The following is a 20,756-nucleotide window of genomic DNA, read 5'->3' as shown; positions in this document are numbered from 1 at the left end:
CTCACACCCCCGCAATATCAAGGCTGACCGTCTTGTAAGCCCCGTCTTGCTGGCGCTCCTGCACTCGGACATAGATCGCTTTGCCAGATACGGCCAGGCTGTCCTTGACCGCCTCCATGGCCTTTTTCCACTCGGGGTCATCGATCTCTATCCGCATCATTTCGGCAACGCGGGAAACGCTGATTTCGCCCTGGCGATTGAGGCGAAATGCATTGGTAGCGATGGTGACCAGGTGCTTGTTCGATTCATCGCTCCAGGAGCGGATGCACTCGAATACCTTGGCCTTGGCGACCTCCATTTCCTCTGTGTAGGTGATGCGGTCTGCGGAGACCCGTTGCACCCTGTAGCTGCCATCAAAGCTCGTGAGCGTGACGTTGCCCTTCGGCCCGCCAAGCTTCATGTCGTACTTCTCGCCCGCGATGCTGATGAGGTCATCAATATCAGCCAGGGCTTTGGCTTTCAGCACCTTGAGTGCGGCGCTAAGGGTCACTGCCATGGTGGCGATTTCGGTCACAACTCCATCGCGCAGCTTGTCCTGCTCTCGGATCTCGGTTTCGTGCACCAAGCCGCCTACGGCGTTGCGCACCCAGCCTTCGGGGATCTGAATTTGTTGTGCTTGCATGTAATTGTCCTCAGTGAAAAGTCAGGTCGATGCCAGCCGGGGCGGCGGTGTTCAGGTTGTCGCGGTAGCTGATGGGTTCGCGCCATTCCAGAAATACGCCCTGAAACAGCGCGGTGAAGGCGGTGCTGCCCGCCGTTGCGCGGCGTGTGAGCCCAAGCACCTGGCGCTGGCTCACCAGACGGCGGCCGGCTTCGTGGTCGATTTCCAGGCGGTTGCCCTGCAGGTCAATGCGGTGCAGGCGTACGCCCTGGCGCTGTAATTCGCGGCAGGCTTGGTTGAAGTTGGCGACCTGGGCGCGGTGGTCCTTGGTAAGCACTTTCAACGGCCGTTCAGTGGATGCGTGCATGGGCGTTCTCCTGGGCGGTGCAGGTGGGGTTGTTTGCGCAGAACTGGCAGGCGCGCCAGTGCTGCATCGCGCTGGGGTTGTGGGTTGGCGCTGCTTTTTCGCGGTAGCTTTGGCACTGCGAGCTGGTGACAACCTCGCCCAGGGCCACACATTCCAAGCGGCCAAGCACGTCCATCACACGGCGCTCTACGCCGGCCGTGCTGGGTGATGGGTAACGGTTGGCCAGCACCAGGCTTACGGCGGTGCGGCTCATGCCGATGCGCTGACCGGTTTTGGTCATGTTGCTGCGGGCCACCTCGGCCCCCAGCAGTTGCACAAACAGCGGGGGCTGCTCGCCCCAGGCTTCAAGGCGGACGGCGTTCATTCGACCACCTCGGCTGGCTGGCGATAAACCACTTCACCCAGGTTGGGATCGAACACCTGACCAACGCGCTGGATCATCGGCGGTCGTGGGCCGGTGTCTGCACCATGGGCCAGGCGGTAGCGCGCCATGGTCGCAGGAGTGCCGGGCTTACCGACCACAACCAGCACCAGGTACTCGGCTTTATGCAGCCATTGCAGGTAAGACCTGGCCGTGTTCAGGCTCACGGCCTCGCCGCAGGCAAGGGTGCTCTGCACCAGGTCGCGGGCGTCCACTTCACGCAGGATGCGTAGGCTGCGCCACATGGCCTCGACCCCGCGCCCTTGAGTGTTGAGCGTGCCGTCGCGGTTGAGCTTCGGTGCTTCGGCTCCTACGTCCTTTTGCAAGGTGTAGGTCGCAGCAGCGTAAGTTTTGCCGTACTTCAGCACGTAGCCACCAGCAATCAGGCAACGCAGGAAGGTCAGCACGGTGTCGTCTTCAACCTTTGCTGCTCGGGCCAGGCTGTACACGCTGGCACCGTCACGGCACTCGCGCAGGGCTTCCCAAATGCGCTGGCGGTTGCTTTTGCCGCCCAGCATTTGCAGGTCAGCGGGCTTGCGTCCTGTCGCCATTACACCCCCCTCCGTGGCGGCTGACCGTTGTACCAGCCACGCTTAGCCCAGGTGGCCAAGTCCATGCTGTTCAGACCCAGCGCCTGGGCTTCGCTGTGGACGCGGTACAGGTTGACCGCCACGCGGCGCAGGCAGCCTTTGACCTCGCGGTGCAGGTCGGCCAACAAATCGTCAGCCATGCTCACTTTCGGGTAACTAACGCGGGCCAGTTGTTGCACATCCACTGTCGTGGCAGGTTGGGCTGGTACCCACTCCAGCACGCGGTTATGCAGGCGCTCCAGCTTGGCCAGGCTGGCGGGCACGCGCTCTTCACCGATCAGCACGATGGTGCCCTGGCTGGCGTTATAGAGGTCGGTCAGGACGTTGGCGGCGGCCTTGTCCAGCAGGTACTGCACGTCATCAACAATCAGCGGGCGACCGCTGCGGCTGAGTTGCTCGGCGATCTGGTCAACCATCTCGCTCAGGGTGCGCCCTGGCAGGATGCCCATGTCGCGCAGGATGGCCAGCAGAAAGGCCTTTTTTGTCCAGGTGTCGCGGCACTCAACGTAGTATGCGCGGTGTTGGTTCGCCGCCCAGGTGGCAGCCACCGACTTACCAAGGCCGCTGGCCGCATACATCACGATCAAGCCTGGCAAGCCCTGCGGACGCAACATGGCGCGCTCGATGGCGCTGGCCAGCAGGCCCACATTGGTCAAAGGTACGATTTTAGAAACACTCATTGTTGTAGCTCCCTTGGTCAAGCGCGGGCCTGTTCGTCCGCGAATTCATACATGCGTTGAATGGATTTGAAGTCTTGGTGCTTGGGGTAGTTGGCGTGCCAACGCGCTTCGTCGTCGGTCAGTTCGCCGCCAGTGGCCTGGCGTCCGTCGAGTTCTTCCCAGAGGCGGTAGCGGGCCATGGAGTCGCCGGGAATCACGAACTCCGGCTCGGCCTGCCCCAGTCGGGCGGTGTATTCCTTGGCCTCGACTAGGCGCTGCTGGTAAATCCCGTCATCGGAGGTAGGCCGCTCAATCACGCGCACCTCGACCTCTTTGCCGGTGAGCGTTTCGCCCTTGGTGCCCAGTCGTGCCAGTTGGCCCTTGATGCGTGTGTCCTGTTTACGCTCAAGCTTGGTGAACACGGGGCGCACATTGCCGTTGAGTACGGCCTCACCAATGTGTTCGCCGTCCAGGCTGAAAATGCCCACTTGCTTGGCATCGCGGTAATCCCAAGCAACGCGTACTTGCTCGCCATGCAGGGCCACCAGATCCTGGAGAAAGTAGATGCCGCCGTTAATGCGCACCTGGCCTCGGTCAACAAACCGCACTTCTTGCGGCCGCGTCAGCGAGGTCACCAGGTCAAGCGATGCTGTCAGCGGCTCGAAACCTTCCATCACGGCTGCGGCCCAGGCTTCGTTCGGCGTTTGGTGGCGCACCCTTCCGGTCTGCGGGTCGCGGGTTTTCGGCAGGCCACGGTGTGGATGGTCGTTGTAGGCATCCAGGGCGGCAGCCAGGCGCGGCCAGAACTCGAACAGGGTGGGGATTTCTTTCGGCTGCTCACCGGCCTTGAGTGCCTTGCGGCTGATGCGGTGCACGCGAGTACCCGCCTGCTTGTCCATATCAGCACCGATATAGCTGTCGAATTCTTTCGCCAGGCGCACCAGGATGGTTCTGTGCGAGCGCTCGATAACGCCACGGGCTTGGCTGTTGTAGGGCAGTGCGTTGGTCATGCCACCACCCAGGCGGTCAATCACCTCACGCACCTGGGCGTTGTCGAAGCCCGACCCGTTGTCCACGTAGAACTCGCGGAACATGCCGCAACGGGCAATGCCGCTGCACAGCATGTCCAGCGTGGCCAGCGCCGACTCGGCCAGGTTGATGGCGTAGCCCACGACGCGGCGGGTGCGCCAGTCCAGGCAGGTGGTGATCTCTGGCCGGAAGGCTTTGCCGGTTCTCGGGTCAATGACCTCGGCGTCGAACTTATGGCCGTCCGCCACCCATACATCATTCGGCCACAGGTGGTCGCTGCCCAGGCGGTGGAATGCCTGGAGCGACTTCAACTCCTGCGGGCTCATGCGGCCGGCTTCGCGAGCCTCGGGGCTAAGCTTGGCCAGAAACCGCCGCACCGCATGAATGCTCGGGCAGCCTGGATTCTCAGCGCTAAACGCGGCATAGGCAGCTTCGGCACTGGGCTTTTGTGGACGCTGGTAGTGTTTGAGGAAAGCTGGGGCCCAGGTCGGCATGCTCATATCTGGCTTGCGCCGGGCCGGTGCCAGAGCAATCTCGCCATGCTTGCGAAAGTCCGCTAGCCAGCGCTTGAGGGTGCGCTCACTGAGGCTGCGGTCAGGGTTCTTGCGGTCGTTGGCACGCTCAACACGCTCAGCCAGGTAGGGGCTAAGCTGCCCATCACGGGCCAGGCCGACCAGGGTCATGATGGCCCGTTGCTGGCTGACCATCTGGCTCATGCGCTCAAGTTCGCGAATGATCGACACCCGCGCACCCATCACATCGCGCTGATCATCATTTAAACGTGACGCTGAAACAGCATCACGCTTTGGAATATTGAGCGTATGCACAACGGCAGGAACGGCAGCCTGCGGTTGTTCCTGCTGCACCAGGCGAGCCAATAAGCCGGCCTGAGTCTCGGCAGGTAACACGGCGAAGGAGTACTCAACTGCACGACTACTTCCGATGCGGCGTTGCCCCTCCCATCCAGAGCGATCAGCAGCCTTCTTAACGCCCCGTTCTGTACCTGGCATGCCCGGCAGGCCGGCCAGTTCCTGGGCGGTGAACCACTTATGCATGGTTGGTCACCTTGGGTCGCCGAAAAAGCTCGTTTGGCTCAGCCAGACGGCCACGGCGGGCCAGCTCGTAGTCACTGATAACCGCACAACCCTTGTCGTCCGGACCGGAGAGGCCGACCCAGTCAGGGTTGTGAATATGATTCTTGGCTGGACGGCCTTTGCCCTGAGCCGGTGTGCGACCCTCGAAGCGTGCGCGGTACTCCGCTGTGCCAAAGTTCTCGCGAATCAACAGCCAGGTGCCTGGTTTGAGCAGTGATGGCTTCATTGCTGCTCCCCCATACGCCGCTTGAGTTCGCGCGCCTGGCGCGCCGACTCATCACGGGTACGCTCCAGGCGGCCCAGTTCAGCCAGCAGAGCATCACGCCCATAGGCAACCCGGCCACCGCGCAGCGCCACTTGCCAATCAGTCAGCAAATGGCTGGCGCACACCTCTTCAAGCAACGTCGCTCTATAAAAAGGCAGGTTGTGGTCAGTGCGTGCCGGACTGGCCCAGGCGTCGAGCATGTTCTTGCTCACGTCGTCGCCACTCAGGCGCGACATGCGGGCGGCAATCTCATAGCGATCAAGCTCGGAGCCTTTCAGCATTTCGCTGACCTGCTCGCTAACCTGGGCGGCATAGTTGCCGCAGCCCGGCACAGTCAAAACCGCGCGGGGTACTTCAAAGATGTCTAGCGTGCGGTCGTCTTTTCCGTGACGCATGTCTAGGCCTCCGTGCCGGTTTTACGGTGCGAAACAGGAACGTAACGGCTATCCTTGGCGCACTCGGTACAGTGATACGCCATCAAAGATTCGGCCCGGTTCGGCCGTTGGCGCAGTGGCGTGCCATCCAGGTTCCAGCGCTCGGGCCAGAGCTGCATCGGCTTCACGTCCAAGCGCTCGGCGATGGCCCGCTCTATACGCGGATACGGCGCATGCTTCACCGCGCGGATAGCCCGGTCGGTAATATCGAGCTGGCGAGCCAGCTCGGCGGGGGCGCATCCATGGATGCGCAGTTGGTACTTGATCCACTCCCAACGCTGGGCTGGGTCGCGTGGCATTTCGGCAATGTTCATCGGTAACAACCATCTTGGCGGGTGGTTTTTTTAGGCTGTCTAACTGCCTGTTACGGATAAACATAGCTAATCAGCTTTGTATGTTCAAGCTAAAAAGCTAGTTCCGAATGATTTTTTCGCTACACAGATAGAGCGAGTTGGCTAACCACAATGAAATCAGATAGTTACGATCAGTCGGAACCTTCAGAGCTGGAAGTCAAGGCAGTTCCGTTTAGTCCAGAAGCCATCGGAACCCGAATTGAGGCGCTCGCTGCTCGTGTTGGTGGAAAGCGAGAGCTAGCCAACCTGTCAGGCATACATGAAACACAGCTATACAAGTACATCAAAGGTGCTAACGCCCCAAGCATCGCAGTGGCTGTGGCGCTCGCCCATGCAGGCAATGAGAGTCTTGACTGGCTTCTACTGGGTAAAAAAGGCGCATCAGCGACATCACTCACGGCAATCGACGAAGATGCATATGCCTACGTCCCCCTCTACGATGCCCGCTGTAGCGCAGGCAGTGGCGCATGGAACGAGCGCACCCGTGTCCTGGTGCAGCTGTCATTCACGCGCTATAGCCTGCGCAAGAAGGGCCTGACGCCTGCTGACCTGGCGTGCCTGCGCGTTGATGGCGACTCAATGACCGGGCTGCTGGATGACGGCGACACGGTCATGATCGACCAAAGCCGCAACACCCTTGAGGGTGAGGGTGTTTATGTAGTGATGCTTGATGAGCACCTGTATGCCAAGCGCTTACAGCGCCAGTTTGATGGCTCGGTGCTGATCATCAGCCACAACAAGGAATACCAGCCTATGACCGTGCCCAAGGATCGCCTGGCCGAGCTGCACATTGTCGGCCGCGCGGTTTGGGCAGGCGGCTGGCTGATTTGATGCGCCGCATGGAGCTGTGCCATAACCGCCGCGAAATCCGCCCAAATGGCAGTTTTCCAGTTTTGGCACTGTTCCGGCCCGCCACCCACCGCCTGCCGCCCGCAACCCCGCGCCATACTTGGTCCGCCGCCATCACCCGGCTATATCCGCCATCTTCCGGCCGACTCTCCGGGCTATGCCAATACTCCCACTAACTCACAGACGGACAGGTAAAGCAGCCTAGCAGGCCGTTGAAAAACGTAGGCGAGGCAGCTGAGACAAGGCGAAAACAGGCGAGGAAGCGGAGTTTACTGGCTGTAAATGAGCATTACTCGTTTCACTCGCCCTTCGGGCCGCGCTAAAGCGCGTTAGCCACAAGTGGCTTTCCGAGCCTGTTTTCAACGCAGTATCAGCAACGTAGGTAGTTTTTCAACGGCCTGCTAATACCGACATCGACCTTGCGTCACCCCCCTGCGGCTGCTCAAGATGGCGGCTTGCCTGGGGCTGGAGGTTGCCGTGCTGGAGTTGTTGTTGGCCTTGTGGCCGTTGTTCGCCTTGATCGTCGCCGGGTATTACCTGCGCAGCTGGGCCTTCCCCAGTGAGGCGTTTTGGCCGGGTGCCGAGCGGCTGAACTACTTCATTCTGTTCCCCGCGTTGTTGTTCAGCAGCCTGGCCACGGCGCCACTGGATAACCCGGCGTTACCGCGCCTGGCGTTGGCCGTCTTGCTGGCGCTGGGCATTGCCTGGTTGGCGCTGTTGCTGGTGCGGCGCGTGCGCGGTTGGCCGGCGGGGCGTTTTGGGGCCTTTAGCCAGGGCGTTCTGCGTTTTAATACCTACCTTGGCCTGGCGGTGGTTGGCAGCTTGTTTGGTCAGGAAGGCCTGACCCTGGCGGCCATCATGCTGGCCTTGATGGTGCCGACGGTGAATGTGCTGTCGGTCTGGTCGCTGACCGCCGAGCGTGGCGTCAGTGCGCGCAGTCTGTTGCTGCCAATCCTGAAAAACCCGCTGATCCTGGCTTGCTTCGGTGGTGCCCTGGCCAACTTCAGCGGCCTTGGTCTGCCGGGCGGCAGTGATCGTCTGCTTAGCTTGTTGGCCGCAGCCAGCCTGCCGCTTGGTCTGCTCTGTGTCGGGGCGGCGCTGAAACCGGAACAGCTGGGCGGTGAGATTCCAGCCCTGCTCAGCAATAGTCTGCTGCGCCTGTTGGCCATGCCGATGCTGGCCTGGGCGGTGGCCTATGGCTTGCAGTTGCCGGCGATGGAAAGCGCGGTTCTGGTGCTGTTCTTTGCCCTGCCAACTGCGCCGACGGCCTATGTATTGACCCGCCAGCTGGGTGGCGATAGTCATTTGATGGCTGGCATCATCACCCTGCAAACCCTGCTGGCGGCGGCCAGTTTGCCGTTGTTATTGCTGCTGGTAGCGGGTTGATTCAGGTGCCGCGTAAGGTCAGGCAGACGCTCGGCGCTTGGTGATCTCCATAAATTACTGTATTTATGTACAGTAATTTATGGAGTCAGCCCATGCCTGTTTCTCTGCCGCCGCGCGGTCGCGGTACTGCCAGTAACCCGCATAACCGTTTTGCCCCACAGCGGATTATCGCCAGCGATGACGGTTGGCTTCAGGAAGTGCCGCCCAGCCGGGCGACCGAGGTGCGCAGCGAAACCGCGAAAAGCATCATCACCCGCAACCAGTCACCGGACCTACCCTTCGACCGCTCACTTAATCCCTATCGTGGCTGCGAACATGGCTGCATTTATTGTTATGCCAGGCCCAGCCACGCCTATTGGGACCTGTCGCCGGGGCTGGATTTCGAAACCAAGCTGATCGCCAAGACCAATGCCGTGGCGCTGCTCGAACAGCAGCTGAGCAAGCCGGGTTATGTCTGCGCGCCGATCAACCTGGGCTCCAACACCGATCCCTATCAACCAATCGAGCGTCAGCAACTGCTGACGCGCAACAGCCTCAAGGTGCTGCTCGACTACCGTCACCCGGTAACCATCATCACCAAGGGTTCGCTGATTCTGCGTGACCTCGACCTGCTTACTGAGCTGGCGCAGCAGCGCCTGGTGGCGGTGATGATCAGCCTGACCACTTTGGATGATGAACTCAAACGCATCATGGAGCCGCGCGCTGCGGCACCGGCGGCACGCCTGCGGGCGATTCGCGTGCTGCGCGACAACCGCATTCCGGTGGGTGTGCTGTGTTCGCCGATGATCCCGATGATCAACGACATGGAGCTGGAGCACTTGCTGGCAGCGGCCAAGGACGCTGGCGCACAGAGTGCCAACTACATGCTGCTGCGCCTGCCACGCGAAGTTGCGGCGCTGTTCGAGGAATGGTTGCAGGCGCATTACCCGCAGCGTGCCGAGCATGTGCTTAGCCTGATTCGCCAGAGCCGTGGCGGCGCGCTGTATGACAGCCGCTTCGGTCAGCGGTTTCGCGGGGAAGGGGCCTTTGCCGAGTTGCTCGCGCAACGTTTTGCCCTGGCCAGCAAGCGCCTGGGCCTGCAGCAGCGCGAGGCGTTCAACCTCGATTGCACGCGCTTTTGTCCGCCAGGTGGCCAGCTGGCGCTGCTTTAAGTTGCTGTCAGGATCCTCGAAGGTAACACTGGGTATGTGACTCGCTAGCGGCCTTGGCTGTCGTTTTAGCAGCGTTTATTCAGGTTTACAGAGGCCGCAAACATGCCATACAAGCATCAGTTGATCCCGCTGCAAGGGCGTACAGGTACTGAGAGTGCCGAGGAAGCTCTGCGGAGCATCATTGATGGCTTCAAACGCTTTCGTAGTGAGATCTTTCCGCAGCAGGAAGAGCTGTTCAAGAAGCTCGCCACCGCACAGAACCCGCGCGCGATGTTTATCACCTGCGCCGACTCGCGGGTGGTGCCTGAGCTGATCACCCAAAGCTCGCCGGGCGACCTGTTCGTCAACCGCAACGTTGGCAACGTGGTGCCGGCCTATGGGCAGATGATGGGTGGGGTTTCCACCGCGATTGAGTACGCGGTGGTGGCGTTGGGCGTGCAGCACATCATCGTCTGCGGTCACTCCGACTGCGGTGCGATGAAAGCCGTGCTGGCCCCCGAGACCCTGGATAGCATGCCGACTGTGAAGGCCTGGCTGCGCCACAGCGAAGTGGCGCTCAAGGTGGTCGAGGCGAACTGCGGCTGTGAAGGGCATGACCGGCTGGGCGTTCTCACCGAGGAGAACGTGGTGGCCCAGCTCAATCACCTGTGCACCCACCCTTCGGTGGCGGCGCGGGTTGCCAGCGGCCAGCTATTTATCCACGGTTGGGTGTATGACATCGAAACCTGCGATATCAAGGCTTACGATGCGGAGAAAGGCGAGTTCCGCTTGATCGGCGACAGCCCGCTGCCGATGGCGACGCCCCGCGCGCGTTATTTGCCGAGTTAGCCAGCGCGTCGCGAAGCGCCGGAGGAGGGAGCGCTACCCGCAGCAGCAGAGGGTTAAGTTCGCTCTCTCGCCTGCTAACCCACCGCGCGGGTTTCATCCAGCTGCAGCTCAACCCCGAGCTGCCGTGACAGGCACGGCCAGCGCTGCCAGGCGGCGTCGGTCTGTGGGTTGTGCAGGCGCTCGCGGTAGGCCTGCACCGAGTCCTGGGCAAAGCTGGTGTCGTCGAGCATGCCGTCGACGGCATGGTGTACGGCCTCATCCAGCTGGTTGGCAAAAGTTTCGCCGATCAGTTGGTGGGCAATCAGATTGGCCACCGTAGTATCCAGCGGAATCAACGGCGCGCCCAAGTGTGCGATGTAGCGGTCATTCACTTCCTCGACCAGGCGATGGGCCAGATAGGCTTCATCAAGCAAACCCTCCAGTCCTTCATGGCCGGCCATCAGTGCGGGCGGTTGCAGGAAGAATTGCTCAGCAACCTTGAGCACGGGTTTGATCTGCGCCTCAATCCCGGCTTCCTGCGACACCTGGTGAGCGGCCTGCAACAGCTCCGGCACCTGCTCGATATAAGCGCTGACAAAACGCTGCAGCACACCTTGAGTGTCTTCGTTGGGCAGGCGGATGGACGGGTGCAATTGGTCCAAGTGTGCCTGCATCTGACTGGCTAGGTGACCCGTACTGGCTTCATGTTGGTGCGCGCGCTGGATCAGTGTGTGCAAAGCGGCGATGTTCATGACTGCTCCTGAAGTGAGGACATGGGCGAGAACCTTAGCTGGTTGAGCGCATCGGCTAAGACCCGATTGTCATAATTATTAAACAGTTATGCGAGTCGGCTATATGTCGCACTCACCGCCCCGGCCTATCCCGCGTCAGCCGCGGTCTCTAGCGCGTGCCTTGCAGTGCGTTGCTCATTTCGGCTTTCGCATTGCCAGGTGCAAGTCCGTGTCTATACTCGAACTCGAAAGGCAGTACCTGATAGCTCCGAATCGGCTGTGGCATGGACAGCTCTCGCAGACATTTTCCACCGTGAAGATGTGCGAAGGCTGAGCCACTGAACGATTCGGCGGGATAACAAGAACAATTAAGGGGAACCCGCAATGATGCGACATCCACGAGTCTGGATGGGCCTCCTGTTGTGGTTGGTATTCAGCTCGGCACACGCCAGCTGGGGCGTCAATATGACGCCGGGTGCCACCGAGGTCAGCCGCTCAGTATTTGATTTGCACATGACCATCTTCTGGATCTGCGTCGTGATCGGCGTGATCGTGTTCGGCGCGATGTTCTGGTCGATGCTCGTTCACCGTCGCTCCACCGGCCAGCAGCCGGCGCATTTTCATGAAAGCACTACGGTCGAGATCCTCTGGACGGTCGTGCCGTTGGTGATTCTGGTGCTGATGGCGATACCGGCGACCAAGACCCTGATCGAGATATACGACTCCAGCGAGTCGGAGCTGGATATCCAGATCACCGGTTACCAGTGGAAGTGGCATTACAAATACCTGGGTGAGGACGTCGAGTTCTTCAGCAGCCTGACCACGCCCAAGGATCAGATCAACAACAAAGCCACCAAGGGTGAGCACTACCTGCTTGAGGTGGACGAGCCGCTGGTGGTGCCGGTTGGCACCAAAGTGCGCTTTCTGATCACCGCCGCCGATGTAATCCACTCCTGGTGGGTACCGGCCCTGGCGGTGAAGAAAGACGCCATCCCCGGCTTTATCAACGAATCCTGGACGCGCATCGACGAGCCCGGCATCTACCGTGGCCAGTGCACCGAGCTGTGCGGCAAGGACCACGGTTTTATGCCCGTGGTGGTCGAAGCCAAGTCGAAAGAGGACTACGCCGCCTGGCTGGCCGAGCGCAAGCAACTGGCTGCCGCCGAGAAAGAGCTGACCAGCAAAGAGTGGACCATGGACGAGCTGATGGTGCGTGGCGAGAAGGCCTACAACACCGCCTGTGTAGCCTGCCACCAGGCCAATGGTGAAGGCCTGCCGCCGATGTTCCCGGCGCTGAAAGGCTCGGCCATCGCCAAGGGAGAGGCCAAAGGGCATATCGATATCGTGGTCAACGGCAAGCCGGGCACCTCGATGGCCGCCTTTGGCAAGCAACTCTCGGAAGTCGATATCGCCGCGATCATCACCTACGAACGCAATGCCTGGGGCAATGCGGTAGGCGATATGGTCACGCCGAAAGACATCCTCGCGTTCAAACAGGCTCAGGAGTAAGGACATGAGTGCAGTGATCGATCCGGGCCACGCTGGCCACGGTCATGCCGGACATGACCATCATCACGGCCCGGCCAAAGGCCTTATGCGCTGGGTGTTGACCACCAACCACAAAGACATCGGCACCATGTACCTGTGGTTCAGCTTTGCCATGTTCCTGCTGGGCGGCAGTATGGCCATGGTGATCCGCGCCGAACTGTTCCAGCCGGGCCTGCAGATTGTGCAGCCGGAATTCTTCAACCAGATGACCACCATGCACGGCCTGATCATGGTCTTCGGTGCGGTGATGCCGGCTTTTGTCGGTCTCGCCAACTGGATGATTCCGCTGATGGTCGGCGCGCCGGATATGGCTCTGCCGCGGATGAACAACTTCAGCTTCTGGCTGTTGCCAGCGGCGTTCGGCATGTTGATCAGCACATTGTTTATGGAGGGCGGCGGACCCAACTTCGGCTGGACCTTCTATGCGCCGCTGTCGACGACCTATGCGCCAGAATCGGTGACCTTCTTTATCTTCGCCGTGCACCTGATGGGCATCAGCTCGATCATGGGGGCGATCAACGTGGTCGCCACCATCCTCAACCTGCGCGCCCCCGGCATGACCCTGATGAAGATGCCGCTGTTCGTCTGGACCTGGCTGATCACGGCTTTTCTGCTGATCGCGGTCATGCCGGTACTGGCCGGTTGCGTGACCATGATGCTGATGGACATCCACTTTGGCACCAGCTTCTTCAGTGCCGCCGGTGGCGGTGATCCGGTGTTGTTCCAGCATGTGTTCTGGTTCTTCGGCCACCCCGAGGTGTACATCATGATCCTGCCGGCATTCGGCGCGGTCAGTGCGATCATCCCGGCCTTCGCGCGTAAGCCATTGTTCGGCTACACCTCGATGGTTTATGCCACGGCGTCCATCGCCTTTCTGTCGTTTATCGTCTGGGCGCACCATATGTTCACCGTCGGCATTCCGCTGACCGGTGAGCTGTTCTTTATGTACGCCACCATGCTGATCGCCGTGCCAACCGGGGTGAAGGTGTTCAACTGGGCCAGCACCATGTGGCGCGGTTCGATGACCTTCGAAACGCCGATGTTGTTCTCCGTGGCCTTCGTCATCTTGTTCACCATCGGCGGTTTCTCCGGGCTGATGCTGGCCATCGCCCCGGCGGACTTCCAGTACCACGACACCTACTTCGTGGTGGCGCACTTCCACTACGTGCTGGTGCCTGGGGCGATCTTCGGCATCTTCGCCTCGGCCTACTACTGGCTGCCGAAGTGGACCGGGCATATGTACGACGAAACCCTCGGTAAGCTGCATTTCTGGATGAGTTTCATCGGCATGAACCTGGCGTTTTTCCCGATGCACTTTGTCGGCCTGGCCGGCATGCCACGGCGTATCCCGGACTACAACATGATGTTCGCCAACTTCAATATGGTGTCGAGCATCGGCGCCTTTATGTTCGGCGCCACCCAGTTGCTGTTCTTGTTTATCGTCATCAAGTGCATCCGTGGTGGCAAACCGGCCCCGGCCAAACCCTGGGATGGGGCTGAGGGGTTGGAGTGGACGGTGCCTTCACCCGCCCCGTATCACACCTTCACCACGCCACCTGACGTGAAATAGGGAGCCGACCGATGAGCGAAGCCCTGTCGACCCGCCGCCTGGTTATCCGCCTGCTACTGGTGGTGGTTGGCATGTTTGGCTTCGGCTTCGCTCTGGTGCCGATCTATGACGTGATGTGCCAGGCCTTCGGCATCAACGGTAAAACCGCCGGTGCCTATGAGGCGGGGCTGCAAAGTACGGATGAATCGCGTCAGGTGCGGGTGCAGTTTCTTGCCACCAACTCAGCCGAGATGGTCTGGGAATTTCGCCCGCTGGCCGATGAGCTGACGGTCCATCCCGGCCAGAGCACCGAGATGGTCTATGTGGCCTACAACCCCACGGACAAACCGATGACCGCTCAGGCTATCCCTAGCGTGGCGCCGTCCAAGGCGGCTGCCTACTTTCACAAAACCGAATGCTTCTGCTTTACCCAGCAGGTACTGCAACCCGGTGAGCGCATCGAAATGCCAGTGCGCTTTATCGTCGATAGAGACTTACCGGCCGATGTTCGCCACCTGACCCTGGCTTACACCTTGTTTGATGTCACCGCGCGCAAACCGGCGGTGGCGCAAGCGACCCTTATCCGGGCGACTCCATAAGGAGAACAATAAATGTCGAGTCACGAAACTCACGAAAATTATTACGTCCCGGCCCAGAGCAAGTGGCCGATCATCGCCACCCTGGGCATGCTGTTTTCGGTGTACGGCGTGGGCACCTGGTTCAATGATATGAAGGCTGATCGCGCCGACTCCAACGGCCCGCTGATCTTCTTTATCGGCGGCCTGTTTCTCGCCTATATGCTGTTCGGCTGGTTCGGCAATGTGATCAAGGAAAGCCGCTCCGGCATGTACAGCCCGCAGATGGACCGCTCGTTTCGCTGGGGCATGAGCTGGTTTATCTTCTCCGAGGTGATGTTCTTCGCCGCGTTTTTCGGCGTACTGTTCTACGTGCGTACCTGGGCGGGCCCTTGGCTGGGCGGTGAGGGCGACAAAGGGGTGAGCAACATGCTCTGGCCGGGGTTCGAATACACCTGGCCGCTGCTCAATACCCCTGATCCCAAGCTATTTCCTGCCCCCAGCGGTGTGATCAGCGCTTGGGGCTTGCCGCTGATCAACACCATTTTGCTGGTCACTTCCAGCTTCACCCTGACCTTCGCCCACCACGCGCTGCGTAAGAACCACCGCAAACCGCTGACTCTATGGTTGGCGCTGACGGTGATTCTCGGCATCGCTTTTCTGGTGCTGCAAGTCGAGGAATATATCCACGCCTACAGCGAATTGGGCCTGACCCTCGGCTCGGGTATCTATGGCGCGACCTTCTTTATGCTCACCGGCTTTCACGGCGCTCACGTAACCCTGGGCGCACTGATGTTGAGCATTATGCTGATTCGGGTTATTCGCGGGCATTTCAGCCCCGAGCAGCATTTCGGTTTCGAGGCGGCAGCCTGGTATTGGCACTTTGTTGATGTGGTGTGGATTGGACTGTTCGTCTTCGTTTATGTGATCTGACGAAACTTACCAGGTGACGTGCGAGACCAGTTGGCCGCTGTAGAAGCCCCAGGTAATAAGGGCAACGGTCAGGGCGGTAAGGCTCACGCGCACAGTCAGCGCGTTGGCCACCCGGGAGGTTTTACCTTCGTGCTTGACCAGAAAGAACAGGCCACTGAATAGGCTGACCAGAGTAGCCAGTAGTAACAGGACGATCGCGGCTTTGAGCATGCGTGACTCCCAAGCGGAACTTCGGGGGAAGGGAAATGTGCTTCAGCTGCAGTATAGCCAGCTTGTACAGGGCTTTAGGGAGGTCGCGATGAGCGCCTTCCGTCCTGGCTGGCTGCCTAGCGTACTGGTGCTGTTGTTGTTTCCCTGCCTGATCGCTCTGGGCTTCTGGCAGTTGGCGCGAGCCGAAGAAAAGCGTGAACTGTTGGCCGTACATCAGGCCCAGCAACTGGCTGCGCCGATCAGCATTGATGCGCTGGAGCAGCAATCCAACCCGGCTTACCAGCGTGTGCAGCTGCAAGGCTTCTTTGATGCGCGGCATACCCTGTTGCTGGACAACCGTACCCGCGACGGCAAAGTCGGCGTAGAGGTGCTGCAACCTTTCTATGATCAGGCCAGCGGCCTCTGGCTGCTGCTCAATCGCGGCTGGCTGCCCTGGCCGGACCGGCGCATTACGCCAACCTTCGCCACCCCGGATACGCCGCTGCGCCTGCAGGCCACAGTGTATGTGCCACTGGGTGAAGCCTTTCAACTGCAGGGTGCGCAAGCAACTACCGGTTGGCCGCGGCTGGTCAGCGAGGTCAAACCGGAGGCCCTGTGGCAGCAACTGGGGCGCGGTGGCCTAAATTATGAGGTGCGCCTCGAGCCGGGCCCCGCGTCCTTTCAGAGCGATTGGCCGGTGATCGCCATGAGCCCCGACAAACACCTTGGTTATGCCGTGCAATGGTTCGCCCTGGCGGCGGCCTTGCTCTGCCTGTTTATCTATTTAGGCCTATCTAATAACGCGCGGGAGACTCGCCATGAACCCAGCCACCGCTCTGCCTGATGCCTTGCCTGACGTGTCGCCCAGCCAGCGTCGCCGTGGGCGGCTACAACTGATCCTGATTCTGGCCGTGGTGATCGGCCCGATGATCCTCGCCAGCGCCATGTATCAGTGGCGCTTCTGGGTGCCGGAAACCCGCAGCTACCACGGCGAACTGATCGGCACCGGGCAAACCCGCGCCGACCTCGGCGTGGTCGGTGCCGATGAGCAGCGCTGGCAGTTGCTGGTGACCGTGCCGGATGTCTGCGATGCCGCCTGCAAGGAGCTGATATTCCTCGCCCGCCAGGTACATATCGGTCTAAACCGTGATGTGAGTCGCGCGGCCCATGGCCTGGCGTCTGTCCAGCCCATCGCCGACGACTATGACGCCCAGCTGCGCCGCGAATATCCGCAGCTGGCGCGCTATCAGCTGCAGCCGGAGGCCTACGGCAAGACCGCCGGCTCCGCCTCCGGCGCGCAGCTGTGGATTATCGACCCGCGCGGCAATCTGGTGCTGCGCTATGACGCCACCAGCAAGGGCAAGGCGATTCTCAATGATCTGCGGCATCTGCTGAAAATCTCGCAGATCGGCTGACTCGTAGGATGGGTGAAACCCATCGGCGCGGTGATGGGCTGCACCCGTCCTACGAATCAATAAGGAGCTTCTTGATGGCTAAGCCCGGTTACCGTTTTGCCCTGTTCGCCACTGCGTTGGCGGTCGTGGTGGTGCTGCTCGGTGCCTATACCCGCTTGACCCACGCCGGCCTCGGTTGTCCGGACTGGCCCGGCTGCTACGGCTTTATCGGCGTACCGATGAGCGAGCACAAACAGACCCTGGCCGAAGCGCGCTTCCCTGACGCTCCGGTCGAGGTCGCCAAGGGCTGGTACGAGATGATCCACCGCTATTTTGCCGGTGCCCTGGGGCTGGTGATTCTCGGTCTGGCGGTGCAGGCGTGGCGCCGCCGAAGCGAGGTTAATCAGCCGCTGAAACTGCCGCTGTTCTTACTTGCTCTGGTGACCCTGCAGGCGGCCTTCGGCATGTGGACGGTGACCCTGAAACTCTGGCCACAAGTGGTTACGGCGCACCTGCTCGGCGGTTTCGTCACCCTCAGCCTGCTGTTTTTACTGACGCTGCGCTTGTCCGGCAAAGCGGCTGTTCTGGCCAATATTCCCGCACGACTGCGCAGCCTGGCGGCACTTGGTTTGCTACTGGTTATCGGGCAGATAGCCCTCGGTGGCTGGGTCAGCAGTAACTATGCGGCGGTGGCCTGCGTCGATCTGCCGACCTGTCATGGCGAATGGTGGCCAGCGATGGACTTCGCCAATGGCTTTCACCTGACCCAGCATATTGGCCCCAACTACCTCGGTGGTCAGCTCGACAGCGACGCGCGCACCGCCATTCATATGACCCACCGCATTGGCGCGCTGCTGGTAACCCTGGTGCTGCTGCTGTTGGCCTGGCAACTCAAGCGTCATGGTCTGGCGCGCTTGGCCGGGTTGCTGGTGCTGGCGCTGGCTGTGCAGATCAGCCTGGGCATCAGCAACGTGGTGTTTCATCTGCCGCTGCTGGTGGCGGTGGCGCATAACATCGGCGGAGCCGCTCTGCTGCTGACCCTGGTGCTGATCAATTATCGGCTGCGCAGCCGCGTACGGCTGGCATCCCCGGTGACAAGCGCGCAGGCTGGTTTTGCCGCGCTGCCCGGCAAATAACAAGAACAATCGAGGAGAGACCCTATGGCTACTCTAGCGCGCGAACACCAAGCCCACGCCGGCTGGCGTGATTACCTGGAACTGACCAAACCCAAGGTCGTGGTGCTGATGCTGATCACCTCACTGGTTGGCATGTTCCTCGCCACCCGAGCGGGGGTTTCCTGGCAGATTCTGATCTTCGGCAACCTCGGCATTGGCCTGTGCGCCGGTGCGGCGGCGGCGGTCAACCATGTGGTGGACCGGCGCATTGACTCGATCATGGCGCGCACCCTCAAGCGTCCGGTCACCTCAGGGCGTATCTCGCCCACTGCCGCGCTGGGTTTTGCCCTGCTGTTGGCGGTGGCCGGGATGGCGCTGCTACTGACCTTCACCAACGAGCTGGCGGCCTGGCTGACCCTTGCGTCACTGCTGGGCTATGCGGTGCTGTACACCGGTTTTCTCAAGCGCGCCACACCGCAGAATATCGTTATCGGCGGCCTGGCAGGCGCCGCGCCGCCGCTGCTCGGCTGGGTCGCCGTGACCGGGCATATCAGCGCCGAACCGCTGCTGCTGGTACTGATCATCTTCGCTTGGACGCCGCCACACTTCTGGGCCTTGGCCATCCACCGCAAGGAGGAGTACGCCAAGGCCGATATCCCCATGCTGCCGGTGACCCACGGTGAGCACTACACCAAGGTACATATCCTGCTGTACACCTTGGTGATGTTCGCCGTAACCCTACTGCCGTATGCCATCCATATGAGCGGGCTGCTCTATCTCGCCTGCGCTGTGCTGCTGGGTGGGCGCTTCCTGTACTGGGCGGTGGTGCTGTACCGTGACAGCAAACCGCATGCGGCGATCAACACCTTCAAATACAGCATCTGGTATCTTTTCGCGCTTTTTATCGCCCTGCTGGTCGATCACTATCTGATTATGTAGAAGCTACTGCGCTCGGTTCTGCTGCGTTGAAATCAGCCTCGGAATGCTCATGTACAACTCGTACACTGCGCTTCCTCGGCTGTTTTCGCCTTGCATAACCGTCGCTCGCGACGCTTCTAAATGACCAGACTCTGCTGTTAAACCTGTAATCGTTGGTGCCATGACCCGAAACCAGATCACCGTTTTTGTTCTCGTTGCTATCGTTGCCCTGGTGTTGGGCCTGACCGTCAACAAGGTATTGAGCAGCAAGGGCCAGGGTGACCCGACCGTGCTGCTCGATGCCGGCATCGTTCTGCTGCCACAGAGCCGCAGCCTACCGGAACTGAGCCTGACCAATCAGGATGGCCAGACGGTGGCGGTTGATCAGCTCAAGGATCAGTGGAGCTTGCTGTTCTTCGGTTACACCTTCTGCCCGGACATCTGCCCGGCTACACTCGCCCAGCTGCGGCAGCTGCAGGGCCAGCTGCCGCCGGAAACCCTGGCCAAGCTTCGCATCGTACTGGTCACGGTTGACCCCAATCGCGACACGCCGGAGCAGTTGAAGAAGTACCTGGATTATTTCGACGCCGGCTTTATCGGCCTGACCGGCGAAGAAGCGACCATCCAGAAGCTCGCCAACGGCGTCAGCATTCCGTTTATCCCGGCCGACACCAGCAAGGAAAACTACACCGTCGACCACAGCGGCAACCTGGTGCTGATAGGCCCAGATGGCAAGCAGCGCGGCTTTATTCGCGCGCCGATCAACAACGCCAAGTTGGCCGCGCAACTGCCTGGTCTGCTCAATGCGGTGAATTGACTTGATGGCAACGCATGACCGAATACCGGGTAGCTACCGTTCAGGCGGGATCTACTTCTTTACCCTGACCCTTGCTCCGCGCCCAGCGCGGCCGGCCCTGGACTGCCTGCTTGAGTGCCTGTGCAAGGCCCCCTAAACGACAAACCCCGCACGGGGCGGGGTTTGACAGAGGGTGCAGCTAACGCGGCGTCTTAGAATGCTGGGACTACGGCGCCTTGATACTTCTCAGCGATGAAGGCCTTCACTTCGGCGCTGTTCAGGGCCTTGACCAGCTTTTGCAGGGCGGCGTTGTCCTGGTTGTCGGCACGCGCGACCAGGATGTTGACGTACGGCGAGTCGTTGCCCTCGATGATCAGCGCATCCTTGGTCGGGTTGAGCTTGGCTTCCAGGGCGTAGTTGGTGTTGATCAGCGCCAGGTCGACCTGGGTCAGCACGCGCGGCAGAGTAGCCGCTTCCAGCTCACGCACCTTGATGGTTTTCGGATTCTCGACGATGTCTTTCGGCGTGGCGAGGATCCCGGCTTCCGGCTTCAGGGTGATAAGCCCGGCCTTCTGCAACAGCAACAGGGCGCGGCCGCCGTTGGTGGCGTCATTCGGGATCACCACGTTGGCGCCTTGCGGCAGGTCGGCTAGAGCTTTGTGCTGGCTGGAGTAGGCGCCGAAAGGCTCGACGTGCACGCCGGCAACGCTCACCAGTTCGGTGCCACGGCTCTTGTTGAATTCGTCCAGGTAAGGCTGGTGCTGGAAGAAGTTGGCATCCAGGCGCTGTTCGGCAACTTGTACGTTCGGCTGCACGTAGTCGGTGAAGACCTTGATGTTCAGCTCAACGCCTTCTTTGGCCAGAGCCGGCTTAACAAATTCGAGGATTTCCGCGTGCGGTACGGCAGTGGCGGCGACGCTCAGGCTTTCGGCCTGGGCAGAAAAGGCTGCCAGGGCAGCGAATGCAGCGATTAGTTTTTTCATCGTAAAGCTCCTTGTGGGA

25 protein-coding genes are annotated in these 20,756 nt (G+C 60.6%); 13 read left to right on the top strand and 12 right to left on the bottom strand.

Features of this window, described 5'->3' with window-relative positions:
- Position 1: 1 nt before the first annotated feature.
- The 9 genes from AC0T4W_RS20430 to AC0T4W_RS20390 are packed head-to-tail and all read right to left on the bottom strand — an operon-like array spanning position 2 to position 5,774.
- Positions 2-622: a DUF3164 family protein gene (locus AC0T4W_RS20430; protein WP_476322159.1), complete on the bottom strand. Its 621-nt coding sequence runs from the start codon at positions 620-622 to the stop codon at positions 2-4.
- Positions 623-632: 10 nt separating this feature from the next.
- Entirely contained in the window at positions 633-968 is a 336-nt protein-coding gene (locus AC0T4W_RS20425; RefSeq protein ID WP_476316013.1) for a hypothetical protein, read from the bottom strand.
- Complete coding sequence (locus AC0T4W_RS20420; RefSeq protein ID WP_476322157.1) at positions 952-1,332, bottom strand: hypothetical protein; 381 nt, start codon at positions 1,330-1,332, stop codon at positions 952-954. Before AC0T4W_RS20420 ends, AC0T4W_RS20425 begins: the two co-directional genes overlap by 17 nt.
- Positions 1,329-1,940 carry a hypothetical protein gene (locus AC0T4W_RS20415; RefSeq protein ID WP_476322154.1) on the bottom strand — a complete coding sequence of 204 codons (612 nt, stop codon included), beginning with the start codon at positions 1,938-1,940 and terminating at the stop codon, positions 1,329-1,331. The genes AC0T4W_RS20420 and AC0T4W_RS20415 overlap by 4 nt, the downstream gene beginning before the upstream one ends.
- Complete coding sequence (locus tag AC0T4W_RS20410) at positions 1,940-2,659, bottom strand: AAA family ATPase (RefSeq protein WP_476316021.1); 720 nt, start codon at positions 2,657-2,659, stop codon at positions 1,940-1,942. The genes AC0T4W_RS20415 and AC0T4W_RS20410 overlap by 1 nt, the downstream gene beginning before the upstream one ends.
- 17 nt (positions 2,660-2,676) lie before the next feature.
- On the bottom strand, positions 2,677-4,722 hold the full coding sequence (locus AC0T4W_RS20405) for a DNA-binding protein (RefSeq protein WP_476322152.1): 2,046 nt from the start codon (positions 4,720-4,722) through the stop codon (positions 2,677-2,679).
- The gene (locus AC0T4W_RS20400; protein ID WP_476322149.1) at positions 4,715-4,987 is read right to left on the bottom strand and encodes a hypothetical protein; all 273 of its coding nucleotides are present in this window, start codon (positions 4,985-4,987) and stop codon (positions 4,715-4,717) included. The genes AC0T4W_RS20405 and AC0T4W_RS20400 overlap by 8 nt, the downstream gene beginning before the upstream one ends.
- The gene (locus AC0T4W_RS20395) at positions 4,984-5,421 is read right to left on the bottom strand and encodes a hypothetical protein (protein ID WP_476322148.1); all 438 of its coding nucleotides are present in this window, start codon (positions 5,419-5,421) and stop codon (positions 4,984-4,986) included. The genes AC0T4W_RS20400 and AC0T4W_RS20395 overlap by 4 nt, the downstream gene beginning before the upstream one ends.
- A gap of 2 nt (positions 5,422-5,423) precedes the next feature.
- Entirely contained in the window at positions 5,424-5,774 is a 351-nt protein-coding gene (locus AC0T4W_RS20390; protein ID WP_476322145.1) for a helix-turn-helix domain-containing protein, read from the bottom strand.
- 150 nt (positions 5,775-5,924) lie between these two features.
- On the opposite strand from AC0T4W_RS20390, the gene AC0T4W_RS20385 reads away from it, so the two are divergent.
- The 4 genes from AC0T4W_RS20385 to AC0T4W_RS20370 all read left to right on the top strand — a co-directional run bounded on the left by AC0T4W_RS20385 (position 5,925) and on the right by AC0T4W_RS20370 (position 10,027).
- Positions 5,925-6,644, top strand: a complete 720-nt coding sequence (locus AC0T4W_RS20385) for an XRE family transcriptional regulator (RefSeq protein WP_476322143.1) — start codon at positions 5,925-5,927, stop codon at positions 6,642-6,644.
- A 465-nt stretch (positions 6,645-7,109) separates the two neighbouring features.
- Positions 7,110-8,048, top strand: a complete 939-nt coding sequence (locus AC0T4W_RS20380) for an AEC family transporter (RefSeq protein ID WP_476322140.1) — start codon at positions 7,110-7,112, stop codon at positions 8,046-8,048.
- A 92-nt stretch (positions 8,049-8,140) separates the two neighbouring features.
- Positions 8,141-9,199: a PA0069 family radical SAM protein gene (locus AC0T4W_RS20375; RefSeq protein WP_476322137.1), complete on the top strand. Its 1,059-nt coding sequence runs from the start codon at positions 8,141-8,143 to the stop codon at positions 9,197-9,199.
- A gap of 102 nt (positions 9,200-9,301) precedes the next feature.
- On the top strand, positions 9,302-10,027 hold the full coding sequence (locus AC0T4W_RS20370) for a carbonic anhydrase (protein WP_476322134.1): 726 nt from the start codon (positions 9,302-9,304) through the stop codon (positions 10,025-10,027).
- A 74-nt stretch (positions 10,028-10,101) separates the two neighbouring features.
- Here the strand turns inward: AC0T4W_RS20370 and AC0T4W_RS20365 are convergent, their stop codons facing one another.
- Complete coding sequence (locus AC0T4W_RS20365; protein WP_476322132.1) at positions 10,102-10,758, bottom strand: hypothetical protein; 657 nt, start codon at positions 10,756-10,758, stop codon at positions 10,102-10,104.
- Positions 10,759-11,121: 363 nt separating this feature from the next.
- Here AC0T4W_RS20365 and coxB point away from each other — a divergent pair, with 363 nt between their 5' ends.
- From coxB to AC0T4W_RS20345, 4 genes are read left to right on the top strand one after another with little or no spacing between them, the layout of a single operon-like run.
- Entirely contained in the window at positions 11,122-12,246 is a 1,125-nt protein-coding gene (gene coxB, locus AC0T4W_RS20360) for a cytochrome c oxidase subunit II (protein WP_476322130.1), read from the top strand.
- Positions 12,247-12,250: 4 nt separating this feature from the next.
- The gene (ctaD, locus tag AC0T4W_RS20355; protein WP_476322127.1) at positions 12,251-13,855 is read left to right on the top strand and encodes a cytochrome c oxidase subunit I; all 1,605 of its coding nucleotides are present in this window, start codon (positions 12,251-12,253) and stop codon (positions 13,853-13,855) included.
- Between the two features lie 11 nt (positions 13,856-13,866).
- On the top strand, positions 13,867-14,433 hold the full coding sequence (locus AC0T4W_RS20350) for a cytochrome c oxidase assembly protein (protein WP_476322124.1): 567 nt from the start codon (positions 13,867-13,869) through the stop codon (positions 14,431-14,433).
- Positions 14,434-14,445: 12 nt separating this feature from the next.
- On the top strand, positions 14,446-15,342 hold the full coding sequence (locus AC0T4W_RS20345) for a cytochrome c oxidase subunit 3 (protein WP_476322121.1): 897 nt from the start codon (positions 14,446-14,448) through the stop codon (positions 15,340-15,342).
- A gap of 6 nt (positions 15,343-15,348) precedes the next feature.
- On the opposite strand, the gene AC0T4W_RS20340 is transcribed toward AC0T4W_RS20345, so the two are convergent.
- Positions 15,349-15,552 (bottom strand): twin transmembrane helix small protein, encoded by a 204-nt coding sequence (locus AC0T4W_RS20340; RefSeq protein ID WP_476322118.1) that lies wholly within the window; start codon positions 15,550-15,552, stop codon positions 15,349-15,351.
- Between the two features lie 88 nt (positions 15,553-15,640).
- Here AC0T4W_RS20340 and AC0T4W_RS20335 point away from each other — a divergent pair, with 88 nt between their 5' ends.
- The 5 genes from AC0T4W_RS20335 (at position 15,641) to AC0T4W_RS20315 (ending at position 19,775) form a co-directional block, all read left to right on the top strand.
- Complete coding sequence (locus tag AC0T4W_RS20335; protein ID WP_476322115.1) at positions 15,641-16,375, top strand: SURF1 family protein; 735 nt, start codon at positions 15,641-15,643, stop codon at positions 16,373-16,375.
- On the top strand, positions 16,350-16,946 hold the full coding sequence (locus AC0T4W_RS20330; RefSeq protein WP_476322112.1) for a hypothetical protein: 597 nt from the start codon (positions 16,350-16,352) through the stop codon (positions 16,944-16,946). Before AC0T4W_RS20335 ends, AC0T4W_RS20330 begins: the two co-directional genes overlap by 26 nt.
- A 74-nt stretch (positions 16,947-17,020) precedes the next feature.
- Positions 17,021-18,061 (top strand): COX15/CtaA family protein, encoded by a 1,041-nt coding sequence (locus AC0T4W_RS20325; protein ID WP_476322110.1) that lies wholly within the window; start codon positions 17,021-17,023, stop codon positions 18,059-18,061.
- Positions 18,062-18,085: 24 nt separating this feature from the next.
- Entirely contained in the window at positions 18,086-18,979 is an 894-nt protein-coding gene (gene cyoE / locus AC0T4W_RS20320) for a heme o synthase (protein WP_476322107.1), read from the top strand.
- 160 nt (positions 18,980-19,139) lie between these two features.
- Entirely contained in the window at positions 19,140-19,775 is a 636-nt protein-coding gene (locus AC0T4W_RS20315) for an SCO family protein (RefSeq protein WP_476322104.1), read from the top strand.
- Between the two features lie 191 nt (positions 19,776-19,966).
- On the opposite strand, the gene AC0T4W_RS20310 is transcribed toward AC0T4W_RS20315, so the two are convergent.
- Entirely contained in the window at positions 19,967-20,737 is a 771-nt protein-coding gene (locus tag AC0T4W_RS20310; protein WP_476322102.1) for a MetQ/NlpA family ABC transporter substrate-binding protein, read from the bottom strand.
- Positions 20,738-20,756: the final 19 nt, after the last annotated feature.

The organism is Pseudomonas sp. C7.1 (genome assembly GCF_056312395.1).
This window is presented reverse-complemented; position numbering and strand designations above follow the sequence as displayed.